General features: G+C 45.0%; 17 protein-coding genes and 1 pseudogene. 2 read left to right on the forward strand and 16 right to left on the reverse strand.

The window, feature by feature from the left end:
• Positions 1-246 precede the first annotated feature (246 nt).
• The 15 genes and pseudogenes from GC098_RS16975 to GC098_RS17040 all read right to left on the reverse strand — a co-directional run.
• Positions 247-1,065: a PhnE/PtxC family ABC transporter permease gene (locus tag GC098_RS16975; RefSeq protein ID WP_171644358.1), complete on the reverse strand. Its 819-nt coding sequence runs from the start codon at positions 1,063-1,065 to the stop codon at positions 247-249.
• Between the two features lie 55 nt (positions 1,066-1,120).
• Positions 1,121-1,909, reverse strand: a complete 789-nt coding sequence (locus GC098_RS16980; RefSeq protein ID WP_171644308.1) for a PhnE/PtxC family ABC transporter permease — start codon at positions 1,907-1,909, stop codon at positions 1,121-1,123.
• Positions 1,896-2,696 carry a phosphonate ABC transporter ATP-binding protein gene (gene phnC / locus GC098_RS16985; RefSeq protein ID WP_171644309.1) on the reverse strand — a complete coding sequence of 267 codons (801 nt, stop codon included), beginning with the start codon at positions 2,694-2,696 and terminating at the stop codon, positions 1,896-1,898. The genes GC098_RS16980 and phnC overlap by 14 nt, the downstream gene beginning before the upstream one ends.
• Before the next feature lie 38 nt (positions 2,697-2,734).
• Complete coding sequence (locus GC098_RS16990) at positions 2,735-3,793, reverse strand: phosphate/phosphite/phosphonate ABC transporter substrate-binding protein (RefSeq protein ID WP_171644310.1); 1,059 nt, start codon at positions 3,791-3,793, stop codon at positions 2,735-2,737.
• A 40-nt stretch (positions 3,794-3,833) separates the two neighbouring features.
• Positions 3,834-4,973 carry a phosphonoacetaldehyde reductase gene (locus GC098_RS16995; protein ID WP_171644311.1) on the reverse strand — a complete coding sequence of 380 codons (1,140 nt, stop codon included), beginning with the start codon at positions 4,971-4,973 and terminating at the stop codon, positions 3,834-3,836.
• Positions 4,970-5,782 (reverse strand): phosphonoacetaldehyde hydrolase, encoded by an 813-nt coding sequence (gene phnX, locus GC098_RS17000; protein WP_171644312.1) that lies wholly within the window; start codon positions 5,780-5,782, stop codon positions 4,970-4,972. Before phnX ends, GC098_RS16995 begins: the two co-directional genes overlap by 4 nt.
• A 155-nt stretch (positions 5,783-5,937) precedes the next feature.
• Complete coding sequence (locus GC098_RS17005) at positions 5,938-6,714, reverse strand: DeoR/GlpR family DNA-binding transcription regulator (protein ID WP_171644313.1); 777 nt, start codon at positions 6,712-6,714, stop codon at positions 5,938-5,940.
• 194 nt (positions 6,715-6,908) lie between these two features.
• Positions 6,909-7,814, reverse strand: coding sequence for a TIGR03943 family putative permease subunit (locus GC098_RS17010; RefSeq protein ID WP_171644314.1), 906 nt, complete (start codon positions 7,812-7,814; stop codon positions 6,909-6,911).
• 18 nt (positions 7,815-7,832) lie between these two features.
• Positions 7,833-8,777 carry a permease gene (locus GC098_RS17015; protein WP_171644315.1) on the reverse strand — a complete coding sequence of 315 codons (945 nt, stop codon included), beginning with the start codon at positions 8,775-8,777 and terminating at the stop codon, positions 7,833-7,835.
• Positions 8,778-8,803: 26 nt separating this feature from the next.
• Positions 8,804-9,367: a HupE/UreJ family protein gene (locus tag GC098_RS17020; RefSeq protein WP_171644316.1), complete on the reverse strand. Its 564-nt coding sequence runs from the start codon at positions 9,365-9,367 to the stop codon at positions 8,804-8,806.
• Positions 9,367-10,035, reverse strand: coding sequence for a hypothetical protein (locus GC098_RS17025; protein ID WP_171644317.1), 669 nt, complete (start codon positions 10,033-10,035; stop codon positions 9,367-9,369). Before GC098_RS17025 ends, GC098_RS17020 begins: the two co-directional genes overlap by 1 nt.
• An 88-nt stretch (positions 10,036-10,123) precedes the next feature.
• Positions 10,124-15,391: a cadherin-like beta sandwich domain-containing protein gene (locus tag GC098_RS17030; RefSeq protein ID WP_171644318.1), complete on the reverse strand. Its 5,268-nt coding sequence runs from the start codon at positions 15,389-15,391 to the stop codon at positions 10,124-10,126.
• A 715-nt stretch (positions 15,392-16,106) separates the two neighbouring features.
• Complete coding sequence (locus GC098_RS17035) at positions 16,107-16,304, reverse strand: hypothetical protein (RefSeq protein ID WP_171644319.1); 198 nt, start codon at positions 16,302-16,304, stop codon at positions 16,107-16,109.
• Positions 16,280-16,375, reverse strand: a complete 96-nt coding sequence (locus tag GC098_RS41635; protein ID WP_376773895.1) for a glycoside hydrolase family 95-like protein — start codon at positions 16,373-16,375, stop codon at positions 16,280-16,282. Before GC098_RS41635 ends, GC098_RS17035 begins: the two co-directional genes overlap by 25 nt.
• Positions 16,376-16,397: 22 nt before the next feature.
• A pseudogene (locus GC098_RS17040) lies at positions 16,398-16,667 on the reverse strand (glycosyl hydrolase family 95 catalytic domain-containing protein); the annotation flags it as partial.
• A 48-nt stretch (positions 16,668-16,715) separates the two neighbouring features.
• On the opposite strand from GC098_RS17040, the gene GC098_RS17045 reads away from it, so the two are divergent.
• Together GC098_RS17045 and GC098_RS41640 are read left to right on the forward strand one after the other, a co-directional pair.
• Positions 16,716-16,970, forward strand: coding sequence for a hypothetical protein (locus GC098_RS17045; protein WP_171644292.1), 255 nt, complete (start codon positions 16,716-16,718; stop codon positions 16,968-16,970).
• Positions 16,930-17,103 (forward strand): helix-turn-helix domain-containing protein, encoded by a 174-nt coding sequence (locus tag GC098_RS41640; protein ID WP_171644321.1) that lies wholly within the window; start codon positions 16,930-16,932, stop codon positions 17,101-17,103. Before GC098_RS17045 ends, GC098_RS41640 begins: the two co-directional genes overlap by 41 nt.
• A 57-nt stretch (positions 17,104-17,160) precedes the next feature.
• Here the strand turns inward: GC098_RS41640 and GC098_RS17055 are convergent, their stop codons facing one another.
• Complete coding sequence (locus GC098_RS17055) at positions 17,161-18,486, reverse strand: Gfo/Idh/MocA family protein (RefSeq protein WP_171644322.1); 1,326 nt, start codon at positions 18,484-18,486, stop codon at positions 17,161-17,163.
• Positions 18,487-18,503: the final 17 nt, after the last annotated feature.

Here is an 18,503-nt window from a genome sequence, read left to right on the forward strand (position 1 = left end):
CAGCTCTTTCGAAATTGAACTATTGTTCTCCGTTACCCATTCATGCAGTACAACACCAGCGCTGCACCACAGAGGATAAAATGTGCTAATACTCCTAATACGGCTGTGAGGAAGGTCGATCAACTTTGGTGCCTTAGAGCCCATCCGTTAGTTTGACTTAGCTTAGGCCACCATGCCCCCCACAGAATGTCGCTCCTTTTCAGGAAGCATTTAGTTGTAAGCCTATTTAGACTTATATGTTCATATTCACGCCTGAAGCCTTAACTTCTTCTTTATCCTTCCAGCCATTAGCTCAAGCAGGATAGCAAACGTTAGAATGAGATACGTTATAGCTCCAATTTCCCTCACATCATAATAATAGCTGCTGGCCATAAACATATCATACCCGATTCCTCCAGCACCAGCTGCGGCCCCCATAGCCAACGCTACGGCAAAGTTGATCTCAAATCGCATAAATGTCCATGAGATTAAATAAGTAATAGACGAAGGCAGAACGGCTTGAAACACGATTTGAACCCAATTGGCGCCGCTTGCCTTTAATGCTTCAATAACCCCTTCATCTAACTCCTCGAATGATTCCGAGTACGTTTTCACGAGATAACTAACCGAATGGAACGTCATTCCGATGACCGCTGCTACACTGCCCAGTCCCGCTGCAACCGCAAAAATCAACACCCATAGCACAGTTGGAACCGCTCTTATAAAAGCAACAGCGCCTTTAATTGCAATGGACAGTTTAGGATTGGATAGATTGTTGGCGGCCAATAAGCCTAGGACCAAGGCGATGATGGCGCCGAACAATGTCGTTAGAAATGCAAGTCCCAGAGTAATAATCAAATGTTTAACTGCCTCTATAAAAGAAAGGTGTCTTAAGAGCGGCTGAAAGAACATGGTTTTAACCGTATGGGCTGTCGATAAGATGGCATCTAAAAACTGAATGTCCTTATAGTTAAAGGTCGCAAAGGCAAACAGCGTCAATACGGCCAACGCAGCCAAGGTGAGCCGGATCGCCATCGCTTGTTTGTTGAATGGCTTTTTCATTTTTAGTTCATCATCCATGCGCATGTCACTGCCAGTGTCTTTGTCAGAGGCATCTATCAAGTTCGCTTGAAGTCTCATTTTACAAAATCACCTTCCTTAGATAGTTAGAAACCGTTTCTATGGAAAAAATAGCAAGGACAAGGACGAGGACGATTAAAGAAGCAGCGCTGTAATTAAGACTTTTGTAATACAAGCTGAAAAGAAAACCAATACCGGTGCCGGTCAAAATACCGATTAAAGTGGCCTGACGGATGTTTGTTTCCATCATGAACAAGATCCAACTGATCAGTTGGGGAATGCAGGATGGAATCACGGATTGAAATATGATGGAAAAATAACTAGCTCCCGTGGATTTTAATGCCTCTACAGAGCTGCTGCTTACTTCATCGATCGACTCCGTGAAGGCACGAGTCAAAAAGCCAAAGGAGCCAAAGAAAAGCGCGAAATATCCTGTCAGCACATTTTGGCCAAAAGAAATCAGCAAAATCATAGACCATGCAGCGACATCAATATTGCGAAATATCGTCGCGATCGATCGGCTTACAAAGCTGAACACTCCTCCTGTCCCCGTCGTATTGGAGCCTGCGATAGCGAACATCAATGCAAACAAGGCTGCTACTGTGGTTGCTGCAATAGATACAAGTACTGTCTCGGATAGGCTGCTGATAATAACGGGAAGCCGTTTCAACGCCTTTTCGTTCGGATAAAAGTTGCTGAAGGCCCATTCGGCAGCTTTTGGTATAGAAGTAAAGCCTTTGATAACGTTATAGTTCGTAATCATAACAGCGATTAGCGTCATTACTAGTAATAAGGCGCAAAACAACAGCGTATTCATTCGCTTTTTGGCAAAGAAATTAGGTTGTTGCATAGCGGCCCTCCAGATGCTCTTGCTCCTCCTGATGCTCCTGAAACTCCGTGCCGTAAATACTTGCCAACTGCTCGCGATCGATCCCTGTTGGAGGGCCGTCGTAAACGATAGATCCCTTGTTCACGCCAAGTATCCGGTCTGAATACTTCAGCGCTGTATCCACTTGATGCAAGTTAACAATAACCGTGATACCCATAGTGGTAGAAATATTACGCAGATGGTCCATGATTACCTTGGAGGCGTTTGGATCTAGGGATGCAATCGGCTCATCGCAGAGCAGCATTTGGGGATTCTGCACAAGTGCCCTGGCAATCCCAACCCTCTGCTTTTGTCCACCGCTCAGTTGATCGCACCGCTTATAGACCTGCTCTTCCAGTCCGAGCGTTTTCAAAATAGCATAGGCTTGACGTTTCTCTTCTTTAGAGTAAATCCCAAGAACTCCCTCCAGTGTAGACTTATAACCAAGACGCCCGTGCAGGACATTTTCGAAAACAGATAGTCTGTTCACTAAATTATAATGTTGGAATACCATTCCCATCTGACTTCGCAGTCGTTTTAGCCCACTCTTCTTAAACTCAAGAATATTACTGCCATCAAATATAATTTCTCCACTATTTGCATCAATCATACGGTTAATACAGCGAAGCAGCGTCGACTTACCGGCCCCTGACGGGCCGATAATTGACACAAACTCCCCTTTTCTTACAGTGAAATTAACATCTGTTAACGCTCTTGTATCCGTACCATACTGCTTTGATACCTTCTTGAATTCCAATAACGTTGTCATAGTTGCTCCCTTAATCGGTTTTGCATTGCTTCCTACCATTAGTTGGACAGCATTCTGACCGGATTGAAGAACCCGTCATCCACGATCAGAAATTTTTCTTTACCGCTCTTTTGTTTGAACATGCCTGTCTCCTTCGAGTCTTTAGGCAGGAAGATCAGAGGGTTATTCGTTACCGCATCGGATGTAAATGTATCCACTAGTTTCTTCTTGTCCTCTGCGCTTATCGTACCTGTGTTAATGGCAAATGGCTGATTCAGTACTGGCGTAACGGAAATAAGCGTAAATTCTTTGCCAATCATCGTGTTGAACGGTTCACTTGCACCCTGCTTCACTTTATATACCGCTCCTGCTGTGTTGGCCTTTCCTGAGCTCAGCTCGACATAGTTCGCAACGCAAGTATCACAGAAGGCTGCTACATCAGCTTTACCGGTCAACAGATTCATGGCCGAACCTTGGTGGGTTCCTCCGAAAAGCACTTCGCTAAAGAAATTATCCTTACCCCCTAGAATTAAATCATCGGTGGTCAAATTCTTATTCTTGTCTTTTTTGCTAAAATAATTAACGATGCCGGCAGAAGGAATTTTAAATCCGGATGTGGAGGAATTGGATACGAACGAAAACTTTTTGCCGGCAATATTTTCAATCGAAAATCCGTCGCCGCTTTTATAGGCTTGCTCCTCACCTTTACGCACGTTTAACCAGCTATAGTAAACCGCATCCTCCAGTGTCCCTGACTCTCCGCTCGGAATAACCAGCGGTTGAACCTTCGGGTTCTTTTTATTAGCTTCGACATAGCCTTGCGCTCCCGTGTAGACAATGTCCGCACTGCCGCTGGCAATGGCTTCAATCGCAATCGTATAGTCTGTCGTTGTTTTGTGTTCCACCTTTTTTCCAGTCGCGGCTGCAACAACTTTTCCAATTTCGTCCCGAGTGCTTTTCATTTCTGCACCGGATTCATTGGGATACCACGCAATGGTGAGAGTATCTTTCGTCTTAACAGCTGCTGATCCGTTCTGTGCTTCCCCAGCTTTCGTACCGCAACCTGCTGTTACTGCTACTAGAGATAAAGAAATCATGAGCGTTAATATTTTTTTCATTTTAAAAAGCCTCCCTATTAATTGATTTAACATACAGCTCCTATAATAATGAAACGAGTATACGTTCGAGTTCTTCAGGCAATATTTCAACGGGATTATTATCCATTCTTCCCTTCGTGTACGAAAGAGAAACAATATTACGGATTCCTTCGACTGTAGCGCCATATTGGCTAAGACGGCTTGACACCCCATATATGTCATAAATACTTCGAATGAAATTATCCACTTCATCCACGTTCGCTGCTCCAAATGCTTGCATTAACTTTTCCGGTTCTATTAATGCATCAAGGTTATGCCTCATAATTGAAGCTAATGTTAGGCTGGCGGCAATACCATGATCAATGCCATAAAGCATCGTAAGCGGATAAGATATAGAGTGGCAAGCTGTTGTTCTCGTGTTGCTAAAAGCCAATCCAGCCAGCAAACTTGCCAAGGACAACTGTTCTCTCCAAACCAAGTTCTCCGGTTGCTCAATTAATAATGGAAGTGTTCGCTGAATTCGTTCGATCGCTTGGAGCGAGTAAACTCTGGTAATTGCATTGGTATGAACGGACCAATACGCTTCGGTTGCATGGCACAAGGCATCCAGTGCAGTAGCAACGCTTAAACGCAGCGGCATCGTAACGGTCAACTCCGGAAGAATTAAAGTTGCGCTAGCATACAGCCGTTCATCGGTAACTGAATATTTGCTGCCGTATTCTTCGTCCCAAACCGTCGCCCAGCAGGTGACCTCAGAACCTGTTCCCGATGTCGTCGGTATCCCAATCCATGGAGTAAAATAGGGCTCCTCCCGGTAACGCTCACTTGTAATCGCTTCTCGAACTTCGGCTACTGTTTGATAAGTCTTGTTCTGCAAGGCCGACAAAACTTTGGCTGCATCCATGACACTGCCTCCGCCAATTGCCACAATAAGTTCATAGTCCAAGGGCCCAATCTCCCTTTTCAGCTTCAAAATATCTGCAACATTGGGATTATTCAAGGTTACTTCAATCAAGGTAGTTTCTTTCAAGGAAAGTATGTTCATGACAGACTGTAAACAATCGCTCTTCTCAACGCCCGCCCCCCTCGTAAGAAGCAATACTCTCTTGATGTCTGGATAGCGTTTGTTAAACAAGTCGGCGAATGCTTCCGCCGAGGCCGCTCCGAAGGATACAGCTACCGGATTATAAAATTGGTTCATCTCATTACCCTCTCCAAGCCGCTGCGCTCAAGTTCCTCAATAACAGCCGGAAGCTGAGCGATTGATCCGATAATATAGTCTGCCCCTGCCTGCTCAAACGTTAATCTCGTTTGATTCATTCGTTCAGCGAGTTCATCCTCATGCATGCTCTGTGCTTCAGCCTGTGTTAAGCCAAGCTCACTGCTTCCTAGTATGACAGCGACCGTCCAAACCCCGGCATTCCTGCCTTCATGCATGTCGGAAACCGTATCTCCAACCTTAATGACTGATTTTGGAGGATATATGCCAAGCTCGACTAAGTTCTGAAATATCATATATGGATAAGGCCGTCCTGCCTTTACTTGATCAGAAGCTATCATGAAGTCGGGTGAATAACCTTTTCGCTTCGCTTCCGGTACGATGACTGCCATCATGCCTGATGTGTAACCAGTCGTAGAACCAATGGCAATCCCCGCTTCGCGAAGCTGTTTCACCGTTTCTAAAGCTCCCGGAATCGGATCCGTATACATTTGCAACGATTCCATCAAAACGGCTTCGAATCGAACATAGAGACGATCAACATCTTCCTTGACAGGTTCCTTACCGAATGTTGCAAACCACTCACTCTTTACTCTTTCCATCTGCAAAATTGTGTGAATATGATCCCATTTCAGAAGACCCATTGGAATTCTTGCTTCCCGAATCGTGATCGGTACCCCTGCTTCTTCAAAAGTTTGAATAAATGCATGCATAGGCGCGAAGCAACCGTAATCAATCACTGTGCCGGCCCAATCGAAAATAACTGCCTTAATGCGTTCCTTATACGTCATCTTGATTCCTCATTTCTTGTTGCCTTTGATAGTTCCAATTATAGATTGAAATGACGCAAAAATGCAATACATTTTGCGATATTTTACGTGTATTTAACATATATATGCTGTTATTTGCTGTTTTTAACACTGGGAAAACATAATAAAAACGCAAGCTACGATAAGCTTGCGTTTATGATAGAGATATTATGTTTTTTATAGGCGTCCAGCATGTCCCTATCCATAAAAGAATCCGTTACAATTGAATCAATCTGATCCAATCCGCAAATATTAAGATAAGATACGGTTTCGAATTTGCTCGAATCCGCAACCACGATCTTCCGCTTGGCGCTCTTTAGCATCGCATTGATGACCTCAGCCTCACCCTGGCGGAAATCAGTCAACCCTTTCTCAAGGGAAATCGCATTGATACTGATGAATGCAAGGTCGATATTGAAATTCATTATTTCTTCCTCAATCGAGCGCCCATACAAGGAGAACTCCTCATGATTCAGATAGCCTCCCGGAATAATAACCGTGAAGCCCTTTTTCTGGGACAAAATATCCGCGATGCGAAGGGAATTTGTTAAGACCGTGAGTTTTTCGAAGCGAGCGGCGAGCCGCTTGGCAACCTCGATATTCGTCGTGCCGGCATTGAGAGAAACAGCTTGATACTCCCTCACCAGTTCGACAGCATACGCGGCTAATTCCTGCTTCCTTTCGTTTTGCGTAATTTTACGTTTAATGAACACTTGATTCGTAGCTAACTCATCTCTTTTGGAAACGGCTCCTCCATGTACGCGCTGAAGCTTATCCTCTTGCTCTAACCGCTCAAGATCCCTGCGAACCGTATCAAGGGAAACTTGCAACATCGACTTCAATTCCACAACGGTGACTTGCCCCTTTGATTCCAGTTCCAATAATATTAATCGATGCCTTTCTGGTGCAAGCATTGCATTTCTCCTCCGTGTTAATGCGTTAACGTGCATTGTATTTATTTATCCTAGCAAAAATACTTTGTACAGTAAATGTCAACTTTTCTTGTGCATCGTTCATCGGCATGTCAGCAGCTTAAATGAAGCAAAACGTCAAAAAGATCGCCATCCACCTGATGAGCAGGCCGGGAATGGCGATCTTTTTTGTTTAATCAATTTCCGAAATATGAATTACCATAAACATATGGATTTGGCGGCGCTTTTTGCGTTTCTATCGTTTTTGCAACGATTGAGACCACATCTTTACCATCAATATTACGTTTTGCAATAGTGCCGAGAGCGACCACGTACATATCGTTACTCCATCGCTCCGGGGTATCTGTTTCTACCATGATAGCAAGTGGCACCGAGTCTGCGACACAGCACCGCATCGCGAATCTTCCAATGGCAAATTGGTTTTTATTCATGTTGTCAAGTCGATAAACAAAACCACTAATCTGCACCTGTTTACCGATAAATTGTTCTTGATACAAGTCCAGCGACATCAGAGATTCAATATAAATATCTTCGTTAATCATAATGAGAGGCTGGTTGTACATATCCATGGCCCACTTGGCATAGGGCTTTGTGTATTCATTAAACGGAAAAGCTGGTCCTGTATCTAATTGTAACTTATTATTTGGAATAATGTTTGCACCTGCATCACCGGAATGGGAATTAACCAGTATGCCTGAGGGAGATAAATTCAACCCTTTTTTGAGCGCCATTTGACTGCCTAATACCGCATTGGGGAACGAATAGGCAAGAATCAGCGGAATGATTAAAGCACCGTACATCATCATAACGCTTGGATTCCAATGATCTTGGCTGTGTGATGAACATGTACAATTAATGGCAGCATGTTTCTTCTTCGACCGGACATCCCGAACCGCCAAATAAAGCTGGTGCATGGCAAGCACGTACATACCGACGGCAAGACTTTTGACCCAGAGCTCCATTCTTGGAGCCACGTAATAGATCAGCGCATCCGATCGGCAAGTCTGTACAATAAAAATAACAAATGCGAGCAAGACCGCAGCTCGAATCGTTCGATGCGCAAATGCGGACCCTTTTGTCATGTTTCGCTGCCTCCATTCTTATAAGTACGCATATAGCTGATCGAAAGCGACTGCCCCACATAGAACGACAACGACAGAAATGACTAAAACCGTAGCTACGGTTTTGAACCGGAACACTTTTAGCAGCATTAAAGTGCTTTTAATATCCAGCATGGCGCCAAATACGAGAAAACCAAGCACTGAACCTAGGCTGAAATCAGGGATGAACGTAGCGCCGACAAAAGCGTCTGCAGTGGAACAAATGGAAAGGACATAGGAAAGCCCCATCATAAACAAATGGGGAGTCCAATCCCCATGGCTTACCGAAAGAAGCCACTGTCTGCTTACAACCGTTTGCAGCAAAGCTGTAACTGTAGCGCCCAATACTAAAAATTTGCCTACATCAAACATTTCAATTGCTGCATGCTCCAGCGTTTCGTGAAGTTTATTTTTCCATACTACTTTAGTCTTTTTACCCGGATTGCCCGAAATTGGGTGCTTGAAACTTTTTTTAGCTGCAGCCGTATGGTCATTAGTCTTACTCAATGGATTACGGAGTGCAGAATCACGCACTCCCCGAGAAGCCCACAGCCCAATGAGCGCCGATGTCGTAAACGCCAGCACCATACGGGAGATAGCCATTTCTGGCTGAGCCCGAAAGGCTACGAACGTGGACGTAAACACGATCGGATTGATGACCGGCCCAGCCATCATAAACACGAGGCCGATATAAGGCGGCATGCCTTTGCGGATCAGCCGATGCACAACAGGAATGATCCCGCATTCGCAAAGCGGGAAGATGATACCCAGCAAACATCCGAAAAGGATGCCGAGAATCGTTTTTTTCGGTATCCATCTCTGTAGTTGCTGATCACTAATCAGCGTTTGCAGTAAAGCAGAAATCACGACACCAAGTAGAATAAAGGGAAACGATTCCAGTAAAATGCCGATCACCATGGTGCGAAAATCGCTTAGAAAACCCATCGGCCACCTCCTGAATAATGAAGTCTTTACAACTGAACGCGTTCGAGGAACCAATAAATTCCGAATAAGCCGATCAAGCTTGAAATGCCATAAACCGTCTGGACGTTCCAACGGGTTTGCCCTATCTTATGAATGATTGGTAAAAGAACAAGAAATATAGTCAGCTGTCCCAGTTCGATTCCAATATTGAAGGAAAGCAAGGGCAATGCAATATTTCCTGAAAAGCGCCCCTCAAGCACACCTGCGAATCCGAAGCCATGAATTAGTCCAAAAAATGCTGTAATCAACCAGCGCCACTTATGCTGCTTTCGCAACATATTTTCTACTGCTACAAACACGATGCTTAATGCAATTAAGGGTTCAATGATTGCTCCGTTTATCTTAACGATTTCTAGAGCTGCCAAAGCTAGTGTTATGCTGTGTCCGACCGTGAAGGACGTGATGATATTCAAATATTCACGCCACTTAAGGCGGATAATAACCAGACCTAAGAGGAATAATAGATGATCATAACCTGTGAATAGGTGCTCCATGCCATACCAAATATAATCCCATACCGTAAATAGCCACTCCGGAATCGATACTTCCATCATAGGTTCCTCCTATTTATTCTCAATCTTAGAAAATACCAAAAGGTTATCATTGCTCCCACAATTAACAGCAATAGGAGAGGTATCCACGCAGGGATCTTGATGATCCGATCAACTGCCGCTTTCGGACTGTTGGAGTTCATATAGAGTTTTAAGATCTTATTATTTTTGTCAAATTTATGCTCTTTCATCGAACCATCAACGGTTGTAATCGTTGCAAAGTTGTGATGTGTTGGACTTTCAGTGAATAGGATGTCATACTTCATGACCAGTTCATTGACTTTCTTCCCAAAATTATAGTCAAGGATCAACCTAATCATTGGAATTCCTGCACCTTGTTCGATCATCTCTATAGATCCAAGCTTCGGCTGCAAATCAGCGCCATCAGCTTTGATGGACAACCATCGCGCCACGAACTCTTGCAAATCGGATCTCTTTTGTTCTGCTTCTTCAATTGAAACTGTTGTGTCTTGATCTAGATCCAGATTAAGGATCGGACTCATTTCATCCGGAAGCAGCAGCAGTTCGTACCCTATACCGTCTTCCCTTAGTGTGATATGTGAATAACCGAAAGATACACTGTGTGCCTTTGCCGTTTCCGGCTGAAGAAGTATCCAAGCTGACAATAACGTGAATAATAATATTCTGCCTAATATTCGTTGGCTCATAACGTTGTACTCCAATTGTGCTTTATTTGCTTAAGAAAATCGCCAACCAGGCCTGTTCATATAGGTGGTTGGCGATCTTCTTTCATTTTTATTTCAATAAGTTGTAAACTGCTTGAGCCGCTTCCGCTCGTGTCATGTACTCAGCCGGTACGAACAGCCCTTCTTGGCGACCCGTCAACAGCTTCGCATTGATTGCACGATTCACGTAAGATAACGCCCAATCGCTGATCTCGGAAGCATCAGAGATTTCTGGGGAAGCTTGTTCTAGCTTCACTCCAGTCCGAAGCTCATACGCGCGAACGAGCATAATAGCCATTTCTTCTCTGGTAATACTGAGATTCGGATCGAACTTTTGTTTGGAATTACCTGTGATAATGCCCGATTTATAAGCTGCAGACACTTCGCCAGCATACCATGCATTCCCAGCCACGTCGCCGAACGGAGGCGCTTCGGCAGACTTGAGACCAAGCGTCCGTACGAGCAGCGAGGCAAATTCAGCGCGTGAAACAGCTTTTGTTGGCTCATAGCTCGAGTTCGTGATTCCGTTTACGATATGTTGGGCGGACAGCTCTTGAATGGTCTCATATGCCCAATGAAGGCTAGTAACATCATTGTAATTTTTCTCCAATGAAATCACAGCATATTGACTGAGTCGGTCAATTTCGACTTCGATTGCGGTATTGTCGTTAACGTGTGTTCCGCCAATATACACGAGGCTTCCGTCTTCGTGAAGTTCATATATGCCAACCAGCTTCGGATTCAATCCTGCTGGAATTGGGAATGTAATCGTTACAGGCTTATTCAAGCCATTATTCATTTCATATTGCTTACCGGCTGTGTCGGTCACAATGATCGAGAGATCGAGCACCTGTCCACCTAGCGTATAAAGACCGTTATCCTTGCGGCTCGCTTCTCTTAATGTCTGGTCCGCTTGACCGCCTGAGATCGGTTCGATTTTAACCGTAATTGCGGCAGAGTTGTCAGGAGAAGGCAATAAATTACTTGCGGATATCAACAGATCGCCAGGAACGATCAATTTGACATCGTGTGCCTGGACAATTATTGAGCGTCCTTGAAGCTGATATGCCTGCGCCATCGGAACAACAATGTGATTTTGCCCTTCCGCCAAAGTGACGGGTACAGATGCAGAGTTCTTTTGTAAGTCTTCATCCTTGATGGTAGCAACGTCTTTCGGCAGTTCCGGCTTTACCGGTGTTACTTCAGACGGTAGAGATGGTTCCGACGAATCTGATAATCGATAAACGATAATCACGTATTCTTTGGTAGTACCGTCCTGTGCAGTGACAAGGACAGAGATGCGATTTGATCCGACGCTCAGGCTGCTGCCGCCTGTAACAACTACTTTGGATGTAACATGCTCGGCGGAGTAGGTCACCGTTGCTACCGTAGTCCCATAAGGTACTTCCACCATATAGCTCAGCTTGTTCGGTGCGAATCCATTGATTGCGATCGTGTTGACACGCAAATCGAACAGGTTAGTGTTGGATGATAACGCAGCAGGTTGTCTGGTTATCATCATGCTATAAACACGCTTTGTCCCGTCTTCAGCCGTAACTGTAACAGTAACCGCATTGACGCCGACAACCAAATACTCTCCTCCAGCAATCATTACAGTTGCTTCAGGATCGGTTGCTGTATAAACGACATGGATAACCGTGGTTTCATGCGTTACCGACAATGAATAGGAGAGCTTGTCTGAAGCGAATCCTTCCAACGTCGTTCCGTTCACGCGAAGATCAAGCAAGGAACTGTCGGTCGAGGCAGCAAGCGGATGCCTCGTTATGAGAATATTATAAATACACTTTGTCCCGTCTTCAGCCGTACTCGTCACAGTGATCGTATTTACACCGACGCTTAAATCATTGCCGCCAACAACCACTACGCTAGTAGCAAGATTTACCGATGTATAAGTAATATTGGTAACCGTGGTTTCATAAGGTACCGACAACGAATAGTCAAGCTTATCCCATGTGAAGCCGCTAAGCGTTTCCGAGTTAACGCGCAGATCACTCAAGTAAGCAGGTGGTATGTCGAGACGGTTCACATTGATGACATATGAACTGGCTCTTGCGTTCGGAGCTGTTACCGTCACCGTCACTACGTTATTACCAACCTGAAGGTTGGAGCCGCCGTTGACTACTACTGTAGTCTGAGGATCGTAAACCGTATAGGTAACACTCGCATCAGTCACGTTATAGGGGACGTTCAGCGAATAGTCCAATTTATTCGGTTCGAATCTGTCTACCAAGACATCGTTAATTTTCAACTCCTTCAGTCTCGCGCTTGGAACCTTATCGCCAGTAAAATCGATTTCGCTCATACTGGCAAATGTTAGGGTAGGATTCGTATTATAGGATCCCGTAATTACGAATTTCACGTAGCGGCCCTGCACAGAATTGTTCAAAGCAACAAAGTCCGAGAATACACGTCCTGTCCACGTTTTTCCAAACGCGCCGGAGGCCTTGTTGGCCGCATTGCCCAAGAAAGCAGGATCGCTTAGGTCTGCCACGTTATCAGAGGCGTAGAATTCGAACGTATTTGGGGCCTCCAAACTTTGAGTAGGTCGACTCTTTCTCTGTATGCCGCTGATCTTATACGTGTCCTTCATATCGATAATGATCCAGTGCGGGAATGTAGCAGCAGGAGTCACCCATTTGGAAATCCAGACTGTTGATTCTTGTCCGTCTAAGATGTATTTAGCCTCTGCGCTCTCATTGGATGCGTAAGAACTGAAAGAATCGATTGAGAATTCCGTTTTTGGAATAAACGTGTACACGATGGCATTCTGGGCAGTTTGCAAAGCCCACATCAAATCGAGATAGCCTTGATCGATCACATTAGCGCTCTCGCCTGAGCTAATGGCTTTTGTGGCTGTGATTAGAGCCTGCAGCTCATTTTGCGCTTGCTGGGGAAGTGACAATCCCTTCGTTCCCGCAACATACGCAGTAAACTTCTCAGCTTCCTGAAGCTTCGCATTCAGTTGCTCGTAAGTGTACAATTTCGTCGACAGATAAGAGTCGGAAAGCGCTTTGGCTTCCGTGGCGGACAGCGCACGTTTCCATATCTTTAAATCGTCCAACGTAACGGTTGCTCCGCCTTTGCTTTTATTGCCGTCTGCACCGATGATGACGTGATAGGGAGTATCCATGCTGGATGCGCCAACCAGGGTGATATCCTGGGTAGCCTTCTCAACGCCATCCACATAAGTTTTGGCTGTATTGTTCGTTCTGTCTACCGTTATGGTAAATTGATGCAAATCGGTGCCTACACTTTGAGCCGAATAATCAACACGATTGGTACCGTCTCCCATGTTAAGCGTCATGTTGTTTGTAGTCGAGGGACCGATATACCAACCTGCATTATTAGGCGACCCCCAGTCTTTGTTGGAGATTACCGTCTGATCGCCGGTCAAATTACCTGCGTGCCAGAATGATACTGTAAAGTCACCGTTACCGAACTTCAAGTCGGACCTGTCTCCGAGATCGATATAGTTGGCGTTACCAGCAGCAATGCTAGCGGCTTGACCGGACTTACCAGCTACATATGTGACATTTCCGGCAAGGGTAGCCAGGCCCGTTGCACCGGCTGCATCATCATTCAAATTGCCGTTGAATTTCATATCAGAGACGAGTTGGTTCCACATCGTACTAGGATCGATGGGAGTCAATTCCGGTGGGGTGACTTGAGTTCGGAAGATGGTCTTCACGGGCGTGCTTACGTTGCCGTAAGAATCCACGGCCGATACATTTATAACGTAAGACTTTGTTGGATCCAGTCCGGGCATTGGTATATTCATTTTATTCGGTATCGGAGAAAAGTAATAATCAGACAAAACACTGTACGTTTTTTCTTCTTGAGCCGTTCTCTCGTTAAACAATTTGATTAAGTAATGATGCATATTTTGATCATCCATGGCTTGCCTGAACGAGAGGACCGGCACATTATCTGCTCCTGGCACAACCTTCAAATCGGGATTCGCCGGGAATTGAGGAGCTGTTTTGTTACTCTTGCTTGTCGTGTAGGTAAAATTGCTTTTAATTTCTGCATTCGTATTTCCTGTCAATTTCACAACCCATTTCTTGCCCGCCAATGCGCCAGCGCTGCGGTAAGGAGGGGCTTCAGCTCCTTTCCATATCCAATTAGGTCGAATATTCCCCGGATCGCCATTATAATCTATTCGCTCAATCTCTATACGATCCTGGTACACCTCAATGATTTGAGATTCAGACACGGGGACTAAGTGATCCTCTTTCAGCCCATCTTCTTTCGTGACCAAAGAATAGCCTGAATCCGTCTCCGCATACGACATTGAACCGACATTGATCGCTGTAAAATCTTTCTGATAAATCGACCGTTCATCGTTAATGTTCAAATGGGAGTGGCCGGATAATACAACCACTTGCGGAAAATTCTGCAAATCTGTATTTAGGTTCGGATTGCTTCCTGCTATACCGTCCATTACGGTGCCGGAGATGGGATGATGCAAAGTGATGAAAATCGGCTTATTCAGATTTGCCGGATCGGCAGTCAGTGCCGCAAGCCTTCCCTTCAGCCAGTTCCTTTGTGTCGTGTCGCTGTTGTAGTTGTTCGCGTTCAAAAAGAAAAAGGAATAGCCTTTGATTACCTTCTCGTAATAACCGTTCGACTGTGTCGTAAACCATTCGGCTGGGTAACGAGTTCTGACATCAGCTACACTTGCATCATGATTACCCATAGCAATCTGAATAGGCATATTCGTCCAGTTTTTGCGTACTAATTGCTCATTGAGAATATTATAAGCAAACGTATGATCAGGTCCTTTGCCATCGCCATTATCATTGATGATGTCACCCGCAACAACAATGGTGTCCGGATTCGGTAAAATAGAAGAAAGGACATCAAAGTTGCTGGTCCAAATCTTTCTTATTAAGGTTTCCCACTCAGGTGTGCCAGGACCAATGTGGATATCCGACATCGCAGCAAATTTCAGCAGAGGTTGTTCGGTTGTTTTAATGATATAACCGTATGACCATGCTTGACTCCAGACACCGTCCTTCGTAGCAATCACCGAAATGTTCGCCGATTCTGTGAGAACGATCGGCGTTCCGTTATACTTCGGACTAGTTTCGTCAGGTAATGTGCCATCCAGCGTATAATAGATTTCCGCATCTGGGGTAGCGGAGGTAAGCGCTACACTGACGGATTCCTCGTAGCGGCCTGCTGGCATTGAGGGAACTGGATTCTCAACAGCGGTGGATGCAAATGCAATTGGGATAACGCCTGCTGCGGCTGAGTAAACAACCGAACAAGTGATGACGCATGCCATAAATGCGGATAAGAATTTCTTGGTACTCAACAAATGAAGTCCTCCTCTTAGTTATGATTCACTGTTCAAGTATATAAATAAACAGCATATTCAAGCAATGTATTTTGCGTTATTTTACAATATATTTATTTTTTATGATTCATTAATTTTCGGAATTGATACATAAATTAGTACGTTCACACGTAATAACAGATCACAAGTTCCCCTCTATATTTTTGAGAATAATACTCTATAATCACAACATTCCAGATATTGTATAACGGAAATAATGCTCGATATTCCTTGATATACAGCTAAATACAACAATAAACGAGAGGTGTGTCTGCCGCCAGAACATTTCTAATCGGCATCGTACATTCCATTCACCCGACCAACAATTAACGAGAATTCTACATATTCCTTAGAATATTTTGCCAGCATTGGCCGCTAAATCGTATTATAAAAACAGCATAAAAAAGCTAAAAGAAGCATTTTTGCGTTTTTTAAACTTCCAACATTATCTCTCTACAAATGTCACCAATGCTTGAGTGAAGAAAAACCGTCAGGGAAGTTACTCCTGACGGTTCTTTTTGGGTTTGACTTACATCGGTAATTTTGTACTCATGACCACTTCCGTTTCGCCATAGGAGCAGGTAGTGTAAAAATGCCCTTTGCAGCGATACGGCACTTTCCGTATGTCGAGGCACCCTTCGCAAACTAGAAACTTAAATCCTTTCTAGGATCACCATCAGCCACGGAATAGCCATCAATTCGCATATTCAAACGCGTCTACAGACGCAAAGGTCCCACTGGAAGAAGGATTCTTCGTTCCTTTATTCACGATTTTAATCGTATGTGAAGCATTCGACAACCCTGTCTTGGCATACGCCACCACTTGTTTGGTTACGCTGGGAGCGAACAAATTAATATTACCTTGATCTAGCACCCCGTAGATTGCGTCCAAGATACGCCAACTTCAAATCCACCACGCGCCTTTATCCCCGAGAAACTTCCAGTAGTCCAGGACGAAGGCAATGCCGGTATCTACGATACTGTAGTCATTATTCCATTCCTTTATTTCCCCGCTGCTTCCAATTTGATAGGGGAGTAACTTCGGCAGGGCAATCTGGATACGATTCAACAAATCAACATCCGCAGGTGAATCTGCCTCCAAAATACTCCCTGCTTCCAGAATATTTTCAAACAGCTCGCGAATTACCGTCATGTCGATCGTTGAACCTTGACTGACTGCAATGGCAATAGCTCCATATCCACTGCCGTGGAACAACTGATCCAAGCCTTTCGGTCCCTGCAAGATAGGCCGCACAACGATCCGTCAGAGACAGTCTCTTCTCTCGACCGCTCCCTTGCAGAATTGTCTATCCAGGCTCAGTTACTCGAGTTTATTACCAACCTATGCCGCTTCTTTCTCCAACAAACCCAGCAAACGTATGTGGGAATTGGCACTTCCACGCAGTTTGCGCTAGCCCATGAGATGGCTTCGCTGCTTGAAGCGTCCATACATGAACCGATTACATTCAATGAGCTAGCAGGAAAATTAAACGTAAATCGCTCTTACTTATCCGAGGTTGACCGAATCCGAGTTATCCATCGAGCAAATCGCCGATAAACTCCAGTTTTCATCGGCGAGCCACTTTTTCCAGCACTTCCGACAGTGGACGGGGCTGACACCACACAAGTTTCGCAATCAGAAAGTTAAAGAAAATCTGCCAACGGCGAACTACACAACTACTTATTTGTGACAGCATAAAAAAAAGGGGTGACGAATGATTCCATCCGATTTGCCCCTTTTTGTGCCTCTACACTCGCTTGATCTCAACGGTTCTTTGTTCCAGTCGGGACTGATCGGCTGCGAATCCGATCAAGTGCCCGTGAAGTGACTTCTCCAGAGATGTGGAGGAGATCGATGGCACTGCACCCTTCAATACTTTTACGAAGTCGGCGACAAGAAGCAAGTCTCCTCCGCCATGCATATCCTCTGACACCCCAACTTTAATCTGTTGCTCGGAATAGATATGGCCTTTGCGGGCATCGGGATGTCGGATGACATAAGCACCTGCTTCCATTTCTCCCTGAATTTCGCCTTTAGTCCCAACAATATGAATGGAACGGCCTGGCTTGGAAGTACCCCCAGTCATAACATGCGTTCCCGTACTGCCATCTGAGAACTCTATGATTACCGTTTGATGATCAACCACATCGTTATCGCAGCGCCAGACGCAACGACCGTATGGGCTGTCCTTTCGCAGCGACTCCGCCAATTCCTCATCGCTCATCGTAACGCCTAAATGGGTATTGTAGGTTACATAAGCCTTCCACAAACGCTGCTCAATGTAATGTTTCCGCGCAGAATAAGCGCAAGATTCCTCAATTGAACAATCGACCAGACACCGCGTGCCGGACCCTGAAGGCGCTTTCTCAGGCCGAAATTGCAGCAGGCTTCCGAAGCTGCTTACTTTCACCGGCTGGATATCTCCCTTCATCCAGGCTAATACGTCCAAGTCGTGGCAGCTTTTGGCCATGAGCATGGAGGAACCACCTTTATCCACACGCCCCCATTTTCCTCTGACATATGCCATAGCCATGTGGTGATAAGTAACGTTCTCTATTGTCGTCAAACTGACAATATCACCGATTACGCCATCTGCTATGGTTTGACGAATCGATTCGTAAAAAGGTGCATAGCGCAGCACGTGACAAATCATGACTTTTCTGCCATGGCGCTCAGCTTCTTCATACAAATCCATAACTTCATCCGCGCTGACGCCGATCGGTTTCTCCAGCATGATGTCATAACCAGCTCTTAGCAACGGAATCGTAGAAGATACATGCATATGATCCATGGTACCGTTAATCACGGCATCCGCGATCTTGGGCTTACCGACAAGTTCCTCAATATCAGCAAAGCAATACTCCTCTGATAATCCGAAACGGGACTTGGTTAAATTTCTACGCTCGCTATCCGGCTCTACAACCCCGACAATTTTCAGTCGTTCAGGATGAAACTCTGCAAAAGAAGCGTAAATTAGGCTGCGATGACCGGCTCCCACGATAATGGCAGTAACAGGACTCTCATGATCCTTCTTATGCTTATATGCAATATCCGCTGATAATTGGTTGCTCATTCTCATTTCCCCCTAGA

The organism is Paenibacillus phytorum, from assembly GCF_013141715.1.
Lineage (GTDB): Bacteria > Bacillota > Bacilli > Paenibacillales > NBRC-103111 > Paenibacillus_E > Paenibacillus_E phytorum.